The organism is Natrinema sp. LN54, assembly GCF_052439245.1.
Classification (GTDB): domain Archaea; phylum Halobacteriota; class Halobacteria; order Halobacteriales; family Natrialbaceae; genus Natrinema; species Natrinema versiforme_A.
This window is the reverse complement of sequence record NZ_JBQVRP010000003.1, coordinates 597,132-616,059: the sequence shown is the minus strand read 5'-3', so window position 1 is coordinate 616,059 and position 18,928 is coordinate 597,132. Positions and strand designations below refer to the sequence as shown.

Genomic DNA, 18,928 nt, shown 5'->3' with positions numbered 1-18,928 from the left:
AAAATAGTGTGGAATATCTCGCGATCCTGTTGCCAGTCGAAAATCGTTACTATCGGCCATCTCACTCGGAAACACGGTCATACATGTGGCCATTAGCTTTATTATATGATGCTCGAGTGGTCTGATTGACAAGACATGTACGATCCGTTAACTACATTTGGAGCTGAACGAGACGGTTTTCGATAGCTAGATGACGTACCTGTTCGTTGGGGCCGGACAAGCGGGGGGTGCGATCGTCGATTCGATATTCGATTACACCGACGATTCGCTGCTGGGGTTGTTCGATTCGGCCGACATTTCGACGCTCGGTCGGCCGCTGGTGTTCAATTCGACGATGCGGGACCTCCAGAACCTCTCGAACGTGCCGCCCGAAGATCAGTACGGAGTCGCAGAGCAACACGGGCTCGTCCAGGGGACCGAGCCCGGGTTCGAGGAGATGGTGACCGGCGGGTTCGGTCGGAACCCGGTCGATGCCGACGAGGTGATGGCCGAGCACGCGCCGCAGGTCCAGACGATCCTCGGCGAGAAGTTCGATCCCTCGTTCGTGAACGATGTCGGCGCGGCGTTCGACGACGCGCCCGAAGACGAGGACGGCGACCCGGTCGACGGTGGCTCGCTCGAGGATGACGCATCGGCCGAGACCGGTCCCGAACCGGCGATCGAGCCGACGGGCTCGGGCGTCCAGTTCGCGTTCCTGTTCCTCGGACTCGGGGGCGGGACCGGCTGCGGGATCGGCCCGCACCTCGCCCGCGAGATCAAGGCGTTCACCGACGGTCGGACCAAGGTGGTCGCGGTGGCGGTGCTGCCGAACACGCAGAATGCGGACACGGTCGGCGGTTCCGCCGACGACGGAGACGACGAAGACGACGTCAGCGCCGGCCGGCAGGCGTGGAACGCCCGGTACGGTCTGGATCGCCTCGAGGACGAAGTCGACGGGATCGTGCTGGTCGACAACCAGCGCATCTCGTATCTCGACTCGGCGGGCGGCGAGTTCGGCGAGTACAACGAGTACGTCGCCGCGTCGATCTACGATCTCGTCGCCGGACCGGTGTTGAGCGGGATCGACCCGAGCGCGGTCGACGGCATCGACACGCCGGACATCGACGTTCGGGACATCGTCACCTCGCTGTCGTTCGGCGTCGCCGGCGAGGAGTCGGAGCCGGGGTACGCCGCGATCGGTCGCTCGGTGACGATGACGCGGTCGCTTTCGGGCTATCTGCTGCCGTTCGTCGGAAAGCGCGATATCGACAGCGCGGCGCTCTCGCGGCTGTCGGCGGCGAAGCAGACGCTCGCGAAGGCCGACGTCGAGGACGCCCAGAAGGCGATTTCGCTGATCAGGGCACCGAAGTCGAACCTCGGGTCCGGCGGCCACAGCGTCGAGATCGGGACCGTCAAGCGATACCTCGAGGGGACCAGTAACCTGAGCGAGGTCAACCTCGGCGTCGCGATGAGCGACCGGAACCTCGCGTCGGTGACGACGCTGCTGACCTACCGCCGCGAGGACCTCGACCGGATCGCGGATATCGAAGCGGCCGCCGAGGCCTACGAAGCGGAAACGGAGGAGTTGCTCGCATGACGCGACGGCGGTACACGCTGTGCGTGCTCGTCCTCGTCGTCGTCCTCGGCGGACTCACGGCGACGGTCGCAGCCGACGACTCCGCCGTGGGAACGGCCGCCGAGGAGACGACTGGAGCAGACACCGCAACGTCGCTCGCGGAGCAAACGCTACCGCTTGCGGCCGGCGGTGCGCTGCTCGGGCTCGGGCTCGGGGCCGCGGTCGCGAGCGGAGTCACGTACTGGTACAAGAATCGGGAAATCGGAGGGCGACTGCAATGACGACTCGAGTGCGGCGAATCCTGCTTTTCGCGGTCGTCGTGTGCGCGATACTCGCCGTCGGATCGGGAACCGCCGGTGCGACCACGACCGATGTCGACTGCCCCGGCACCGATTCGACCGTCGTCGGCGATGTCGACGGCGAGTGGGTCGACGGTGCGGAGCGACTGTACGAGGGCTCGACGTTCGAGGTCGCCTACTGTAACGACGGCTCGAGGTACGAGGGCGACTGGCTGACCGACGACGGCGCCGACGGCTTCGAAATCCGCGACGAACCGAGTTCGACGACCGAGGGCGTCTACACCGTCGCGATCACCGGCGAGGCCGGAACGACGGTCGCGTTCGACGACTACGTCACCCTCAACGACGTCGAGTCCGGACTGGCCGTGACCGTTCCCGGCGAACCCACCGGCGAAGCGGCCCTCGCCGAACTCGAGGACGACCGCGCCGAGGAGTACCTCGAGGCGCGACGCTCGCTCGAAAACGCGACGGCGGCGCTGAACGAGACGACCGCGGCACTCGAGGAGGGCGACGCGGATTTCGCGGCCGCCGAGGAGGATCTAGATGAACTCGATGAGACGTACGAGACCATGAACGAGCGAGCGGACGCGCTGAGCAACTACCTGCTCGCGGAGGCCGAAGCCGGGAACGAAAGCGGCGCGATCGGCGCGCTCGCGGCGGTACAGGCGGACGCGAGCGAACAGCGCAACGAGACGAACACGGCGCTCGAGCGATACCAAACTGCCGTCGGAGCGGAACACACCGAGGCCAAATCGACGGTCCGGATGGCGACGCTGGGATCGCTCGCCGCCGGACTCGTCGTCGGCGTGGCCGCGGGGGCGGCGGTCCCGCTGATCGCGGCGCGGCGCGTCGAGGAGACGATGAAGCTGAGCCGGAACGTGTCCTACGACCGGAAGACGGCGCTGGTGCCGATTCTGGTGGGGCTCGTCCTGGCCGTCGCCGGCGCTGCGTTGCTCGTCACCCTCGGCGGGGCCGAGCTACTGGAGGTGATTCGATGAAATCGAACGCGAAGAGCGCGCTCGGGATCGGCGGGCTGGTCGTGCTGGCGGCCGCGATCGGTGCCGGCGTCTTCGTCTTGAACGGTTCCAAAATCGCGGTCTGGTTCGTCATCGGCGGCATCCCGCTGATCGTCGTCGGCGGGATCGCGCTGTACGTCCGCGGCGTCGTCTCCCGCAGCGGCACGAGCGAACAGCAGTACGTCGAAAAGCGGGCCCGTGCCGTCGCACAGGACTTTCAGGAAACGGTCCGAGAGCGAAACGACCTCCGCGGCGCGTACCCCGATTGGGAGTTCACCGCGGACGCACAGTTCGAGTCGATCGCGGGCGATCTCCGGGCGGAGGGCGTCGCGTTCGACCTCGAGTCGGGCGCGTTCGACCTCACGAAGTCGGTCAAGAACGCCGACGTGCAGTCCTTCGAGGGGATCGCGGCCGAGATCGACCGCGTCGAGGAGGAGGTCGAGACGGAGTTCCGATCGTTCGCGACCGCCGAACTGTCCCGGATCGACGGGGCCCTCGACCGGCTCGAGGAGGTCGACCTCGTCGGCCGCGACGCGGCGATCGACGAGCCAGAACCGGACGCGTCCGTCCCGACCTGTCGCGATTCGGTCGACGCCGCCAGAGCGACCGCGACGGAGACGATCGAGACGGCGATCGAAACCGTCCGCGAGATGGGACGGGGCGACCAGCGACCGGCCGACAGCGACGCGATCGAGCGGGATCTGGAGGCGGCCGAAGACGCCCTCGACCGCAACGAGTTCGGCGGGGCCGTCGAGTCGGTGCTCGAGGCGCGAGACCGGCTCCGCGATCAGTTCTCCGGCTCGTTCGACGCCGAGCGGGACGCGGTGCTGACGCTCGTCGACGCCGTCGAGGACGCCGGCGTGGCCGCACACGTCGACGCCGAGTACATCGACGCGATCGACGAGGTCGAATCGGCGGTCACCGGCATGGATTCGGCGCTCGATCTGTCGGAGGTCAGCCGGCGTCGCGCCGACCTCCGCCGGACCTGCGTCGACGTGGTCGCGGCGCTCGAGCGCACCCTCGCGGACGAAGTCGAGCCGCTCCGAGACGCGGACCTGCCGCCCGGCTACTACGCGGAGCCGGCCATCGCCGGCGAGACGTTCGTCGACGAACTCGAGGGGATCGACGACTTCGAGCGGTTCACCGAGCGGTGGCGGGAGGTCGCGGAGTCGCTCGCCGACGCCGTCGGCACCGCGAGCACCAAGGCCGCCGTCGTGGGGGCCTACGACGACGTCGCCGAGACTATCGAAGCGGAACTCGAGGCGTCGGGCGAGGTCACCGACGACGACCTGCCGGTGCGAAACGCCGACGAGTTCCTCGGGCTCTACTACCGGCGCAACGAGGCGGTCGAACTCGATCCCGACGTTCCGGTGCTCCGGCCAGGTGACGTCGAAACCCACGATCTCGCCGTCGAGGTCGCCTACGAGCGAGGCGGTTCGAAGCGGACGGCGACGCTGTCGCTGTCGGGGTCGGGGTACGACGAGACCGCGACCGTCGAGACGCGGGTCGCCGGAACGGCGACGTTCGCGGACGTCCCGGCCGGCAGCTACGCGCTCGAGGCCGAGCCCGGCGACGACGCGTTCGCGCCGATCGAGCGGGAGGTCCGGGTCGACGGCGAGACGGCGATCGATCTCGAGTTCACCGAACAGAGCCTCCGCGAACGGGTCTGTACGGACACCGACGCGGACATGAGCGAGCACCTGTCGGAGCTCCGCCCGCGCCTCGAGGAACTGTTCGAGGACGAGGGACACGTGTCGACGGCGATGGAGCTGCCGGTGCGGTCCGCACACGCCCCCTGCCTGCTCGCCGTCTGGGCCGAGACGGACGGCTACGACGCGACGGAGACCGGCGACGGCGAAATCGTCGTCTTCGAGCGTGATCGACTCGAGCGCGAACTGACCAACGTGGTCAGGTACAACCTCGAGCCGGGCGAGCGGCTCTCCTTCGACGACCTCGAGCGGAACTTCCTGACGGCGCCGGTCCCGCGGTCGGTCATCCGGGACGTTATCGCGGACCTGAGCGAGGAGCACAGCGTGACGACCAGCGGCGACGCGATCGAGTTGAAGTAATTCATGGGACAGACAGACACGTTTACGAGATGGAGCGTCATCGCCTCGGGAGAGGGTGGCGGCCGCATCGCATCGCAGTTTTTCGACCGCACCGAGAACCCGGGCATCGACGACCGGATTCTGGTGATGAACACGAACAGAGCGGACCTGCGGAACACGATCGACCGGCTCCGGTCGAAACTGGGGGCCAGCGAAGAGGAGGACGTGATCGAATCCCACGCCCTCGAGTTCGGCTCCCAGCAGGGGGCGGGGAACTTCTTCCCGAACGGGGAGGCCTGCGCGCGGGAGGACCTCGATCGGATCGTCAACCGGATCACGGAGTTCGGGACGACGGACGCGTTCATGCACGTCGCGACGCTCGGTGGGGGCACCGGCAACGGCTCGATCCCCTACGTCGTCGACCAGTTCAAAGACGGGTTGCGCGACCTGAACGACGACAACGCCTCCGAGGAGTGGATGGACAGCGTGATCCACGCCGCCGTGGGCGTCTGGCCCTACTACTACGAGCAGCCCCAGCGACACTTCAACGCGATCTGCGGGCTCTCGCGGCTGCTCCGGACCGACGACGACGAGCAGAACGCCGACATGGTGTTGCTCGCGTCGAACTCCCACCTCGACGACGACGAGACCGGCGCCGGCGATCAGTACGACTCGATCAACGACGCGATCATCACCGCGGTCGATCTGATGATTGGGGCCGGCCGGGAGACCCACAGCGTCATCGATATCAAGGACTACGTGACGATCCCGTCACAGATGGACGCCTACCACTTCACGCCCGCCGTCGCGACGGACCTCAACGGCTCCGTCTACGAACTCGAGTACATGCTCGATCAGGCGGCCGAGGGGGCGTTCGTGCCGATGGACGTGGAGACGACGACGGCCGCCTACGCGATCGTCCGCGCGCCCGAGCAGATGATCGACGACGGGGAGATCACCGAGCCGGACGTCTACGAGGCGTTTCGCGAGTGGACCGGCAAGAACGACATCAACGTCGCCGGGCAGGCGAGTCTCACGCCGAAACGCGGACGCGGTAGCGACGTGGACGTGCTCCTGTTGCTCGGCGGCTTCGATCTGAATCCGCTGCTCGATCACTCGTGGGACGATTTCGAGATGCTCGGCGACAGCCTCGCCGGCCAGTCCCGCGGTGGGGGCTCGGACCTGACGACCGCCGAACTCGACCGGATCGTCGACAACCTCGAGTCGTACGTCGAACGGAACGCGGAGTGAGCATGACGGCACTGACACTCGATTCCGACGCCCGTTCGACCGCGACCCGCGCACTCGTCGCCGTCGTCCTCGCGCTCGCACTCGCCGGTGCGACCGTCGCACCGGCGACGGCGGCAGCGACGGCCCAAGACGGCAACGGGGAGATCGGTATCGAACGGACCGGCGACTTCCTCGAGGTCTCCCTCTCGGAATTCGGCGACGACCGGCCCGAGGAGGTGACCCTCGAGGTCACTGCGGCCAACGAGAGCGCCTCGACGACCGAAAATAGCAGCGACGGCTCGGCCGAGGTGGCGATCGCCGAACTGGCCGACGGTATCGGCCACGAGTCGCTACGCGAGGCGACCGTGACGGTCACAGCCGGCGATCAGACGGCGACCGAGACCCTCGATCTGCGCACGATCGCGTTCGCGGGCGACGGGGTCCCGGTTCGGATCGACGGCGGCGACGAGCCACAGGTCGTGCTCCCGCTCGAGCAGCGCAACACGGTCGGGATCACGGAAAGCGACGCGGTCACGGTCTCCGCCGGCGGCGACGAGACCGAGGCCGAGATTCGGGCGAACGGCACCCAACTCGCGATCGACCACTCGTGGCTCGTCGGCGCGGTCGCGCCCGGCGACGGGATCGCCCTCGAGGCGTCCGTCGGCGGCTGGGAACCGACGGAGCGACCCCTCGAGCCGGAACTGCGCGATATCGGCGACGACCTCGTGCTCTGGCACCCGCTGGTCGAGACTGGCAGTCAGTACGACATCGCGGCCGAGGACGGCGACGGGAACCGGTACGTGAACAACAGCGTCGACCCAGTTCGCCCCGGCGAGATCGACCTGCCGTCGCTCTCGAGTGCGGGCGACGTTCGCGTCACCCTGTCGGCCGCGGACGGGAGCGACGCGCTCCTCGAGGACGAATCGCTCTCGCTCGCGGAGCCGGCCTCGCTCTCCGCGACGGTCGCGGACGACGGCTCGGCGGTCTCGTTCGAGCAGAGCGTCGACGGGCTCGCGGTCTCGTCCGTCGTCGTCAACGCGAGCGATGGGTCCCTCGAGCGATTCGCGCTCGAGAACGGGACGATCGAGAACGGCGCACTCGACCTCGGGGGGACGACGGTGACGGCGGACGACGAACTCTTGCTGGCGACCGACGCGGGGCTCGCGAAGGTGACGCTCAGCGCTGCCAACGGCAAGACGGAGGAAGACCCCAACGGGTTACTGAGTGATATTACTGAGATCGCCGGGCAGGCGGGCACGCTCGGCGGGCCGCTGGTGCTGCCGGGACTTGCCGGACTCGTCGTCGGCTACTGCGCCTACTGGTTCCGCGACGATTGGACCAAAGAGCGGCTCGGACTGAGCGCCCTCATCGCCGTCGGACCGGCGCTGACGGTCGCGATCGTGAGCGTCGTTCTCCTCACTGAGGATCCGCTCTCACTCGTACTGAGCGTTCATGGTCCAGCCTTCGGCGGCGTCTTGCTTGGTGCGGCGCTGGCACCGGTGACCTACTACCTTCTCGGCGTTCCGGCCGGTGCCGATCGGGACACCGGGTTTACGATCGACGTATCGGTTACCGACGGAGAGTATCCGCTGGTCAAGCGAGCGAAGATTCATTACAAACGAGTAGACGACGGCAAGAAGGACTCGCGAAATAAGACGATCTCAGACGGAGAGGGGCGGATCACAGTGCCGGATCAAGGGCCGTGGGAGGTCGTCGCGGAAATCGATTCACACTATTCCGACCTCGTCGAGGTGAGTAAGCACGACCCGAAGGCCACGCTTACCCTATCGCTCCCGTCGACGGGGCTCGTCGTCACCGACCGAGCTGACGGCGAACCGATCCCCAGTGCGACGGTTACGCGCGGGGACGACGGGGCCACGCTATCGACGAACTCGAATGGAGTCGCCAATATCGAACCGGGAGATGGCGGCTCGAGCGTTGACGTGGAGATTTCCCACGAGAAATACGATGGGAGAACTGAGACGATCGACTTCCCGCAGGACGGGGACAGACAGTTCGCCCTCACCCCACACACTGGGCGCGTGCGGCTAGTCTCCCGCGTCGACGGTGTTCAGACGCCGTCGATGCCGCTTCGACTCAGCCCGCGGGAGAAGGTGCTCGACGATCGCTACGGGACCGTCAGCATGACGACTGACCGCGACGGGGTCGCCACCCGCGACGGGCTCCTGATCGGGCAGTACCGGGCCGCGATCGGTGCGCCGGCCGGGCGCGATCACCTGTTCGACGGCGGGAAAACCGTCCTGACAGTGCGCGAAGACCGGTCGACGAAGGTCGAGGTCGACGCCCGCTTCACGTGGTCGCTGTCCGCGAGCCACCGGGATCGGATCGATCAACTACGACGTGAGGTCCGGGCCCTGTCCGACCACAGCGGGCGGGACACGACCATCCCGCGGTACTACGGCTCGGTCGTGACGGCGATCCTCGAGGCGGTCGAGTCCCTCCCCGACGCGGGCCATCACTTCGCCCACAGCGAGGCGGAGCCCGACGCCGTCGCGGACGCGCTGCTGGCCGCCGCCGAGGCGGCTATCGACGCGATCAACGACGCGATGACGACCAAGCGGAACGTCGATCTCTTCGCCGCCTGCGCGGACATGCCCGATCCCGGCGTCGGGTGGGAGGGCGACTGTGATCTCGAGACGGTCCTCGAGTGGCTCGAGTCCGACGCGATGAGCCGACGAAACACGCTCAAGGACCGGTACGAGAACGTCACGGCACAGGTCGAGACCCAGCGAGAGTCGGTCTCGGAAGCCGCGCCCGCCGAGGAGATGCTGCGACGCGCCTGGGAACTGGGCAGCGACGCCGGTCGCGGTGACGAGGCGATCGTCACCATCTACACCGCCCTGCTGTTGCTCGACGCGGTCGAGGCCGTGTTCGAGCGCGATCCCCTCCGCGATAGGCTCTCACGGACGGTGTTCTAAGCCATGCCCACACGATCTACCCGACGGTCGATGCTACTCGCGGCGATACTCGTCGTCGCGACGGTCGCGACGGTGCCCCTCTTCGGGGGGACCGCCGCCGCACAGGAGGAGAGCGCGAACGACTACTTCGAGACGTTCCGCGCGATGGAGGGGACCGAGGCCTACCAAGAGTACGACGAACTCGAGACGGTCCGAACCTTCGCCGTGTCCCAGACGCAGGTAACCGGCGACCTCTCGGCCGACGAGCGCGCGGAGTTCGCCGCCGTCGCCGACACGCTGCGGGCGTTCGACCGCGCCTACGTCCGCGCCGAAGACGGCGAGTACGAGGCGAGTCTCGCCGCCGCCGAGAACGTCAGCGCACACATCGACGACCTCGAGCGGTACGACCAGACGCAGGCGACCCTCGCCGGCCTCGCGCTGACGCGGTTCTACGAGCGACTCGGCGACGGGCTCTACGAGGAGGCCGACGCCGTGAACCGAACGCCCGACCGGATCGAGCGCCTCGAGATGACCGCGACCGCCTACGAGCGGGCGGACATGCCCGACGAGGCGGCCCAGTTCCGGGTGCAGGCCGAACAGTTGACCGCGGAGTACGAGCGCGACCGCGAGACCATCGCGACCGCGCGCAACGCCACCGCGACCTTCGTCGAAGACTGTGCCGACTGCGCGGACGTGCAGGCGGTCATCAGCGCCAACGGCCTCGAGACGTTCGCGGCCTACGAGGAGGCCCGAGCGACTGATAGTCAGATTCGGGACGCCCGCGACCGCGCGGCGACCCACGGACTCGCCGACCGCGAGCAGGAACTGGGCGCGATGGCCGACGACGTGGCCGAAACCCGAACGACGCTCGCGATCGCCTCGAGCGCGGTGCTGGTCGGCTACGGGGTCGCCGTCGGACTGTTGGGAACGATCATCGTCGCGCGGCTCTTCCTCTGGCGACGGACCTACGAGGCGTCCAGAGTCGGCTCGGTCGTCGCAGTGGGTGATAGCGATGTCTAAGCGCAAACGAGTGCTGTTCGTCTCGTTCGTTCTCGCGATCGGCCTGACGATGGCGGCCGTCCCGGGGGCGACGGCACAGAGCAGTGTCACCGTCACCGCGGAGAGCGGGACGGTCGATCTGGGGACCGAGACGGAGACGCACTCGGTCACAGTCGAGAACAGAGGGAACAACTCTGTCTCACTCGACATCTCGTCGCCGTCGGGCATCGACGTCGATCCGGAGCAGCGAAGCGTTCCGGGCGAATCGACGCGAACCATCGACCTCGATATCAGCGGCGACGACGACGCGAGCGGCGGAACGGTCACCGTAAGCGCCGGCGGCGACTCGGACAGCTTTCAGGTCGACCGGCTCCCGATCGCCGGCCTCGAGGACGAACCCCTCGACACCGGTGACGTACTCGTCGGCGGGAGCGCATCCGGTGAGGCCGATATCGAGGAGCTCACCGGCGAGGGCGGGCTGAGTTACGCCAGCGCGACCGTCGTCAGTACCGATCCGGACGCCGATCTGGGCGTCAGCGTGAGCGGCACCACGCTGAACTGGAACGTCTACGCCGACAGCGGCGTCGACCAGCACGAGGACCTCGAGTGGGAGGTGCAACTCGAGGCCAACGGCGATTCCAGAACGACCCGCACCGTCGAGGTCGAGAGCCGTGTCATCTACCCCGCCGAGTTCGGCGAGGTAACGCTCGACGACGAGATGACGTTCGACGAACCCCGCGGGTCGTCCTCGACGATCACGAAGACGGTCGATCTCGACATCGAGAACAGCGGCGACCTCGAGTTGGATCTCGACGGTGTGACGGCGTACGCATCGAACCGGGGACTCGACGTCTCGATCGCGGACCGACCGGACACGATCGACGGACAGTCTACCGGGACGGTCGAACTGGCGGTGACGGCGGACACCGGTCTCTCCGAAGGGACCTACGACGTGACCGGCTCGGTCAGCGCGGCGGATTTCAGCGTCAGTGACGCGAGCTACGACGGGACCGTCGACATCGAGCACGGAACGGAACTCGACGTTCCCAGTCGGATCGACCTCGGGGACGTGCCGATCGGCGAACCCGAACGGCGGTCGACGACCGTCGGTGAATCGCTCGGCTACAACGATGTCGAGAACCTCGAGATATCGCTCGAGGACGGGCCGGACAGGTGGCTGACGGTCGAAGAGTCCCCGTCGCGGCTCGCCGGCGGCGACTCCCAGCCGGTCGTCTTCGGGATGGCCTTCGAACCCGACGCCGAAGTGGGGACCAGCTACGAGTGGACGTACGTCGTCGACGGCGACGGCGTCGAGGAAGAGACCGTGACGGTCACAGCGTCGCCGGTCCCGCTCGATCTCGGGCCGATCCGGTCGGACGTGTCGTCCTACGACGGGACGGTCGCCGACCGCACCGTCTCGATGATCGACACGATGGACGAGCGGTCGCGGTCCGGCGACGTTTCGGGCGACGACATCACGCGGGTGCTGTCCTACGGGAGCGCCGCCTCGCTCTACCTCGAGTCGATGGAGACCGCAAGCGAGCGACAGACCGCCGGCGAGTACGAGTCCGCCCAGCGGGAGATCGTCCAGGCCGCGGCCGCCTACAACACGATGACTCTCTACGCGAACGAACTCGAGGGCGACGCCTTCCGGGCGGACAGTTCGGCGGTGGTGGCCGCCGCCGAGAGCGACCTCGATGCGGTGATCGCCGAACAGGAGGCGTACTACGAGGACCGCCTCGAGTCCGAGAACGTCTCGCTGATCGAGGAGGCGACGGTCCAGCGCCAGCTCGCCCGTGTCGCGCTGTTGCAGGGCGACGACGAGCGAGCAGCGACGCTCGAGTCGGACGCCGAATCGGCCTTCGAGAGCTACACCGAGTCAGTGTCTGCGGGCGAGCGGGCCCGCCAGCGGGCCGACGAGACGTGGACCGCGATGGAGGCGGAGCAGTTCGTCACGATCGCCGGACAGCCGCTGTTCCTGAACCCGGCCGAGTACGACGCGTACGCGGAGCGCGTCGACGAGATGAACGCCGCCTACGAGAACGCGACCGCGACGTTCGAGGACGCCGGCGAGACGAGCCGGGCCGAGGCGGTGACGGCGGAGTACGAGCAGCGGGCCGACGCGCTGCAGGTGACTCGCTGGTCGCTGTTCGGCGCGGTCGCGGTGTACGCGGCGCTCGTCATCGGGATCGTCTTCCGGACCGCACGCGGGATGTACTGGTATCTGCGGGACGCGCGCGAATCGGTCAGCGGCGACTTCCTCGTCTGAAATCCCGCCATCGGCCGGTCGGTCGGTGACGGCGCACTGTCAGGGAGAATCAGCTTATTCGAGTCGGAACGACGTCGACAGCGACGACGGAACGGTTCGGTTCGACGGTTCGTTTTCGACGCGGTCGATCGACCAGCGCTCGCGGTGGGAATCGGTCCAGTCGGCCTCGTCCGCGACCGAGGGGCCGGCCGCGCGAACGGCGTGTTCGCGCTCGGCGTCGTCGACCGCGTACCGCACCGTCGCGTCGAACGAGGGGTCCGACACGCCGGGTTCGATATCGACGAAGTGCTCGATCCGATCGCCGGGCTCGAGACGCTCGCGGCGCGCTTCGGAGTAGAACAGTTCGTTGATCGGCTCGCCGGTCGCCGACACCGCGACATCCGACAGCGGCCGGTCGCCCTCGTTCTCGAAGACGAGCACGACGGTTCCGTACTCGCCGGCGACCTGCGTCTCCGGGCCGATCGCGATCCGGAACCGGTCGCCGTCATCGCCGCTGTCGGGCGCGACGGACGAGACCGTCGCGACGATATCGATCCGGCGCTCAGTGCCGTCCCCGTCGGTGACTTCCAGCACTCCCTCGAGTGCGTCCGCGGCCCCGTCCACGCCCGCCGCGTCCCATCGCTCGGCGCTGGCGGTCGCGGTCGTCGACTCGCCGGCGGCGAGGCGGGCCTCGAGCGGGACCGCGCGGCCGGCGATCTCGAGCCCGCGAACCCGGCGGGGCCGGTCGTCGCGGTTCTCGAGGTCGGCGACGACGGTCCCGTCGGTCGGGTCGACGGTGGCCCGGACGGCGACGCCGTCCTCGTCGGCGGTAATGGTGTGCTCGGAAAGCCGCTCGCGAACGTCCCCGTCGACTCTGATCGACGCGGGCGGCAGGGTGGCGCTCTCGCCCGAGAGGACCGCCACCGAGCGCTCGAGGGTCGTCCGCTCGCCGCCCGCGAGCCGGCCGACATCGACGGTCGAGTCGCCGATATCGACGGCGACGGTCGCCACCGATTCGCCCTCGTTCTCGAGTGCGATTCGGTCGCGGACCGCGTGACCGACCGGGGCCCGCTCGCCGTCGGGCCGCCGCGTCGCGACGATGCGAGGGCCGCCGGCGGTCTCGTCGCCGGTCGCGGATTCGGCGGGGTCGGGACTTGGGCGTTCCTCGGCATCGGCGACTGCGGGGCCGCCAGCGGCCGTCTCGGGACGGTCTTCGATACTGTTCGCCGGCTCCGGCTCGTCTCCGCTCGTCGGCTCGGTTCCGACCGCCGACCCGTCTGAAGCGCCGCCGTCGCCGACCGAATCGTCGGCGGTCGCGGACGGCGTGGTGGCCGATTCGGATCGGACAGAACGGGCGGACCGGGATCGGCTCGCGCCGCCGAGCCCCGACGGACCCGAGAGCGTTCCCGGGCCCGCGCCGGAGAGCCGGACCCGCTCGTCGACGTCGATCGACTCGAGGCCGATCCGGGCGGTGCCGTCCTCGAACCGGGGGACGACGAGCAGCAGGTCGTCGCCCTCGACGGTCACCTCGGTCCGGACGCGACCCGCCCCCGGAAGCTCGATCACGAGCCGATCGACGACGGGCACCGAGCCGTCGGTCTCGAGGGTCGCACGGACCGCGTCCTCGTCGGGTTCGACATCGATCGTCGGGGCCGCCGGCAGCGTACACGTCGGGGCGTACTCCCGGCGGCGCTCGCCGCGGGCGACCTCGAGGCCGACCGACACCCGCCGGTCGGGTTCGTACGGCCGCGTGACGGATCCCGTCCACGTCTCGCCGGGCTCGAGCGCGTCCGTTCCCCCGTCCGTCTCGCGGAGCCGAACGTCCTCGAGCGCCACGCCGCCGACGTTCTCGACGGCGACCGCGAGTTCGGCGACGCCGTGGTCGATCGCCGTCGCCTCGAGATCGGTCTCGACGGCGATCCCGCCGCTCGCGGCGTCGTCGAGATCGATCGCCGCCCGCTCGACGACCGAGCCGTCGACGGCGAGTTCGACTTCCGTCTCGCCTTCGGCTCTGACCGACTCGACCGGGAAGTCCACGAGCGTCGTCTCGCCCGCCTCGATGGCCGCCGTCCGCTCGCTCGGCGAGAGCGTCGCCCCGTCGACGGCGGCGGTCAGCGAGACGCGGCGCTCTCGGTCGGTCGCGTTGGTCACCTCGACGTCGATCGTGCCGCCGACGCCGACGCCGTCAGTCGGGACGGCGATCCGGAGTCGATCGCGGCTATGCGCGTGGATCGACACCGTCCCGTCCCGGATCGCACAGGCGAGCGACCCGTCGGCCGTCGCGTACCCGTCGCCGCTCGAGAGGCCCGAAACCGAGGTCGTCTCGCCCGTGGGGTCGACCGCGCGGATGCCGTCCGCCGTGGTCACCAGCACCGACGAGTCGCCCACCGGTGCGATGTGGTCCGCCGCGAGTTCCGTCTGCCAGCGCGACTGGCCGGTCTCGAGGTCGGCCGAGACGAGCCGATCGTTCTGCAGGGCGGCGACGATCGCGCCGTCACACCGCCCGAGACTCCGCACGACGGCCTCGAGGTTCCGGTCGAAGGCGACCTCGCCGTCGGGGTCGATCCGGGTCAGGAACGACCACGTCGCGATCACGAAGCCGGAGGGCGTGCCGAGCAAGCCGTCGTCGGCCGGGCCGCCCGGCCGGGTGCGCTCGATATCGAACCGCTCGCGGCCGGTCGCGATATCGACGGCCCGGAGCCGATCCGGTCCGAGCACGCCGACGAGTCCCGTCTCGGGGACGGCGGCGATCGCGTGGGCGTCCCCGACCGGCTGCTGTCGAATCCGGTCGCCGTCCCGCGAGTAGGTCGTCAGCGCCTCCGCCGAGAGGACGAGCACGCGATCGGCCAGCGCGACATCGACGACCCGTTCGCCGTGGTCGATCTCGACGCTGTCTCCGCCCGTGGCCACGACGACGCGGTCGTCGGTCCCGAGCGCGATCGCTCCGTCACCGACACCGACGGCGTCGACGCGGCCGCTCTCGAAGGAGCCGACCTGTCGGTAGCCGTCACTCATCGCCCTCACCTCCGCTCGAGCCGGCGTCCCCGTCCGCCTCGTCGGGCTCCGAGATGTCGATCTCGGCCATGTCCGAACTCGACCGGTCCGTCGCCGCCGATTCCGAGGGCGGTTCGTCCGACGATGTCGCGGCTCCGTCCGTCGTAGCCACCTCCGCCGGCGTCGCGGCCCCGTCCGTCGCGGCCGGGTCGCCGCCGAGCAACTGGCCGAGCGACGACGGCTCCGAGCCGAGGGACATTCCCAGCCGGTCGGCCTGCTCCTCGACGTAGCGTTTGAGTTCGGGATAGCCCTCGAGGTCGTCGATCTGGGTCCGCACGCTCGCGACGTACTGGCGGATCGTCTTCGGCTCGGTCGCCTCGAGGCGCTCGAGGAAGTAGTCGGTGTCCGGTTCGATCGGCTCCCGATCGGGGAGGTGGACGCTCTCGACGAGTTCGCGCTGGAGTTCGCTCCCGAGGACGCGGTCGGCGATTTCGGCCGGCGTGTACCCCCGTGATTTCGCTCCGATCCGCTCGTAGTCGACCCCCGTCGTGCCGGCCATCTCGGAGAGGTGTTTGCGCCAGACCTCCGCCATGACCGTCTCGTCGGGCTGGGGAATGAACTGCTGGATCGGGAACCGGCGGGTCGCCGCCGGATCGATGGTAAACGGCATGTTCGTCGCCCCGATCACGAGCAGGTTGTCCTCGATCTCGTTCATCTCCTGCAGGAAGGCGTTTGTCAGCGACCGCTCGTGGCGCTGCAGGGAGTCGTCACCGCGGTCCGGAATGAGGGTGTCGACCTCGTCGAAAAAGAGGACCGCGAAGCCGTCCTGTGCGATCCCGTGGGCCTTCTCGAAGATCGCCTCGACGCGTTTCTCGGACTCCCCCGAGTACTTCGAGAGCACGTCGCTGCCCTTGATCTCGAGGAACTTGACCTCGCCGTAGCTCTCCTCGATGCGGGAGTTGAACTTCGCCTCGTAGGCGATCGCCTCCGAGATGAGCGTCTTCCCGCAGCCCGGCGGTCCATAGAGCAGCATGCTGTTGCCCCGCGAGGCGAACTCGTCGCCGTAGCGGTCGATGACCTCGTCGCGAACGTCTGGATCGAACAGCGCGAGCAGGTTCTCCGCGGTCCGCTTGACCTCCGGCAGCCCGGCGACGTCCTCCTCGAAGCTGACGGTCGGCTTCTTCGGCTCGAGCGACACCTGGACCTCCTCGTCGTCAGCCCCCTCCTCGCCGGCCCCGCCGGGACCGGGGCCGCGACCCGCCGCCGTTCTGGTCGCGCGAAGCTCCCGGAGTTCGCCGGCGTCGATGAACTCGAGGTCGGTATTGGGCGTGACCCGGAGCGTGGCGTAATCGGTCGGTTCCATCGCCGCGACCTCGAAGGTCGCCAGTTCGTCGCCTTTCGGGACGACTTCTTCCATCCGATGGAGGAGGTAGTCGTTCTCCCGGAGGAACGGCTCGAGGTCGTCGGGACCGATCTCGCTGGTGTGGATCTTCGCCGACGAACACTCCACGACATCGCGTTTCGAGACGTCGGAATCGACGAGGAAGTCCTTACCCCGGTCGATGCCGCCGAACACGGTTTCGACGTTCTGGTGCATCCGGACCTTGTTCCCGATTCCGTCGATGATCGAGTCGTCGACCGGTTCGACGTAGAAGAACGCCCGCCTGTCGTTGTGGCGAATCTCGACAGTGTCGGTGTTGGGCCCGACTTTCTTCGCTCCGATCTTGATCCGGGACGTCGGCTGATCTCGCTTCAGTATTGGCGTCAGGTTATGCATTGTCGTCACTCCGTAGCTGCGTCGTCGCGTCCTCGATCGTCGATAACAGTTCGTCCTGCCGCTGGTCCGCCCGATCGCGCACGTACCGGGTGTCGGCGTCCGCCCGGCGAACGACCAGCGAGAGCGTCTCGAGCATCTGGGCGATCGCCTCGCAGCCGGTCGCGAGCGGCCCGTCGGCGTCGCCGGCCCGCACTCGACGGACGATCCGCTCGAAGTCCTCGCGGACGCCCTCGAGTCGCTCGAGTAAGGTCTCGATGAGCGGTCGCCAGTTGCGCGCGTACGGCGCGGTGGTCGACAGCGGCACGATCACCCGTGAGTCGACGGTCTCGAGGCGATCGGCGGCCGCGACGCGGTCGGCGACCGCCGGCTCGAGGCGCTCGATCGGCGTCGACCCGCGCTCGTAGCCGGTCTCGAGGACCAGCCGAACGATGTCCGCCTCGTCCCGTTCCGCCGGCTTCCCCTCGGTCCCCGTTGCCGGTTCGGAGCCGCCGTCGGGACGGCACTCACGGCCCGCCCGATCGCCGGCCTCGGCCTCGGTCTCAGTCTCGAGTCGCGGCGGGAACGGTGCCCCGGCGCGAAGTAGTTCGGCGAGATCGACGAGCGCGGCCATCGCGATGTCGACCCACAGTGCGGGTTCCGAGCCCGAGAAGGTCCGCACGGAGAGGAGCCGCTCCCCCTGTTCGTCGACCCGACGAACACCCTGCAGCAACGAGTCTGCGCGCATCCTACGACATCCCGAGTTCGCTGGCCTCGGTTTCGGGGTCTGTCTCCTCGACCTCCTCGCCGGCCGTCTGCTGTGCGGTCTCGCCGAGCGAGCCGATATCGCTGAGGATGTCGTCGGCCATCGAGTCTAGCTCGTGGTCTGCCGTGTTCTCTAGCTCCTCCTCGAAGCCGCCGACGCCGGCGAGTTGGGTCGTCAGCTCCCCCATATTGTCGACGATGTTCATCGCCTCGTCGGGGAACGTCTGCTTCTTGAGCGCTTGGGTCCGGACCTGTTCGCGCTTGTTCCCGAGGGTCGTCTTGGCCGACTCCAGCATCTCGATGTTGTCGGCCAGCCTGTCGGCACCGCTCTCGACCTTCTCGGCCAGGTTCTCCTGATCGGCCTCCTTCATCTTCTTGTGGTAGATCAGCTTCCGCTTGAGCTGTTTGAAGCGTTCCCGCTCCTCCTCCGGGAGCGTCGAGGGGTCCTTCGGGACGCCCGCGCCGGTGCCGAGGCTCTTCAGTTCCTGTGCGGTCTCTTCGAGATGTTCGTCGATCTTCCCGGAACTCTGGTCGATATCGGCCATCCGGTTCTCGAGTTTCTCCTTCGCGCCGTCGACCCGGTCGATCGTCTCGGAGATCTTCTCGACGCAGGCGTCGATCGCGGCCGCCCAGTTGAGGATCATCCGGCCGTTTATCTCCTCGGGGTTGTCGCTGGGGTTGCGGAGCATCACGACCTGTCCGCCCTGCAGGTCCAGGATGTCCTCGTGGGCGAGGAACTCGAGCAGCGCCTCGGCCTGCTGTTCGCTCGTGACGATATCGCCCTCCTCGTCGCTGGCCGAAGCGAGCGTCTCGATCGCCCGTCTGCGGTCGATCCGTCCGTTCCCCTCCTTGAGTTCCATCGATCCCAGCAGATCGGTCTTGATGATCGCCCGGATGGCCCGTTCCCACTCGCCTTCGATGTCGTCGCCCTCGATCCAGCGGGCGTCGAGGCGAACCGGGTCGTCGGTCTGGTTGACTGGGTCGGCGATCACGAACTCCCGTCCGTCGCTTTCGATGCGTTCGAATTCGTACTTTTGAGGCATTGTGTCTCTGTTGCGGTCGCGTCGGTCGTTCAGGATGACTGTGTGTCGCGTTCGATTATA

The 18,928-nt window shown here is 68.2% G+C and carries 12 protein-coding genes; 8 read left to right on the top strand and 4 right to left on the bottom strand.

Features of this window, described 5'->3' with window-relative positions:
- Window positions 1-190: 190 nt before the first annotated feature.
- The 8 genes from ACT4ML_RS12300 to ACT4ML_RS12265 are packed head-to-tail and all read left to right on the top strand — an operon-like array spanning window position 191 to window position 12,334.
- Window positions 191-1,576 (top strand): cell division protein FtsZ, encoded by a 1,386-nt coding sequence (locus tag ACT4ML_RS12300; protein WP_444721131.1) that lies wholly within the window; start codon window positions 191-193, stop codon window positions 1,574-1,576.
- Window positions 1,573-1,836 carry a hypothetical protein gene (locus ACT4ML_RS12295; RefSeq protein WP_444721130.1) on the top strand — a complete coding sequence of 88 codons (264 nt, stop codon included), beginning with the start codon at window positions 1,573-1,575 and terminating at the stop codon, window positions 1,834-1,836. The genes ACT4ML_RS12300 and ACT4ML_RS12295 overlap by 4 nt, the downstream gene beginning before the upstream one ends.
- Window positions 1,833-2,852 carry a hypothetical protein gene (locus tag ACT4ML_RS12290; protein WP_444721129.1) on the top strand — a complete coding sequence of 340 codons (1,020 nt, stop codon included), beginning with the start codon at window positions 1,833-1,835 and terminating at the stop codon, window positions 2,850-2,852. The genes ACT4ML_RS12295 and ACT4ML_RS12290 overlap by 4 nt, the downstream gene beginning before the upstream one ends.
- Window positions 2,849-4,939, top strand: a complete 2,091-nt coding sequence (locus ACT4ML_RS12285; protein ID WP_444721128.1) for a hypothetical protein — start codon at window positions 2,849-2,851, stop codon at window positions 4,937-4,939. The genes ACT4ML_RS12290 and ACT4ML_RS12285 overlap by 4 nt, the downstream gene beginning before the upstream one ends.
- Window positions 4,940-4,942: 3 nt before the next feature.
- Entirely contained in the window at window positions 4,943-6,169 is a 1,227-nt protein-coding gene (locus ACT4ML_RS12280) for a hypothetical protein (protein WP_444721127.1), read from the top strand.
- Between the two features lie 2 nt (window positions 6,170-6,171).
- On the top strand, window positions 6,172-9,087 hold the full coding sequence (locus tag ACT4ML_RS12275; RefSeq protein ID WP_444721126.1) for a hypothetical protein: 2,916 nt from the start codon (window positions 6,172-6,174) through the stop codon (window positions 9,085-9,087).
- 3 nt (window positions 9,088-9,090) lie between these two features.
- Window positions 9,091-10,086: a hypothetical protein gene (locus ACT4ML_RS12270; protein WP_444721125.1), complete on the top strand. Its 996-nt coding sequence runs from the start codon at window positions 9,091-9,093 to the stop codon at window positions 10,084-10,086.
- Complete coding sequence (locus tag ACT4ML_RS12265; RefSeq protein ID WP_444721124.1) at window positions 10,079-12,334, top strand: hypothetical protein; 2,256 nt, start codon at window positions 10,079-10,081, stop codon at window positions 12,332-12,334. Before ACT4ML_RS12270 ends, ACT4ML_RS12265 begins: the two co-directional genes overlap by 8 nt.
- Before the next feature lie 54 nt (window positions 12,335-12,388).
- On the opposite strand, the gene ACT4ML_RS12260 is transcribed toward ACT4ML_RS12265, so the two are convergent.
- Genes ACT4ML_RS12260 through ACT4ML_RS12245 form a run of 4 tightly spaced genes read right to left on the bottom strand, consistent with a single transcriptional unit; the run spans window position 12,389 to window position 18,868 of the window.
- On the bottom strand, window positions 12,389-15,328 hold the full coding sequence (locus ACT4ML_RS12260) for a hypothetical protein (protein ID WP_444721123.1): 2,940 nt from the start codon (window positions 15,326-15,328) through the stop codon (window positions 12,389-12,391).
- Window positions 15,321-17,084, bottom strand: coding sequence for an AAA family ATPase (locus ACT4ML_RS12255; protein ID WP_444721122.1), 1,764 nt, complete (start codon window positions 17,082-17,084; stop codon window positions 15,321-15,323). Before ACT4ML_RS12255 ends, ACT4ML_RS12260 begins: the two co-directional genes overlap by 8 nt.
- A complete protein-coding gene (locus ACT4ML_RS12250; protein ID WP_444721121.1) occupies window positions 17,077-17,808 on the bottom strand; it encodes a hypothetical protein in 732 nt (243 codons plus the stop codon). The genes ACT4ML_RS12255 and ACT4ML_RS12250 overlap by 8 nt, the downstream gene beginning before the upstream one ends.
- A 1-nt stretch (window position 17,809) precedes the next feature.
- Window positions 17,810-18,868 carry a hypothetical protein gene (locus tag ACT4ML_RS12245; protein WP_444721120.1) on the bottom strand — a complete coding sequence of 353 codons (1,059 nt, stop codon included), beginning with the start codon at window positions 18,866-18,868 and terminating at the stop codon, window positions 17,810-17,812.
- Between the last annotated feature and the right edge of the window lie 60 nt (window positions 18,869-18,928).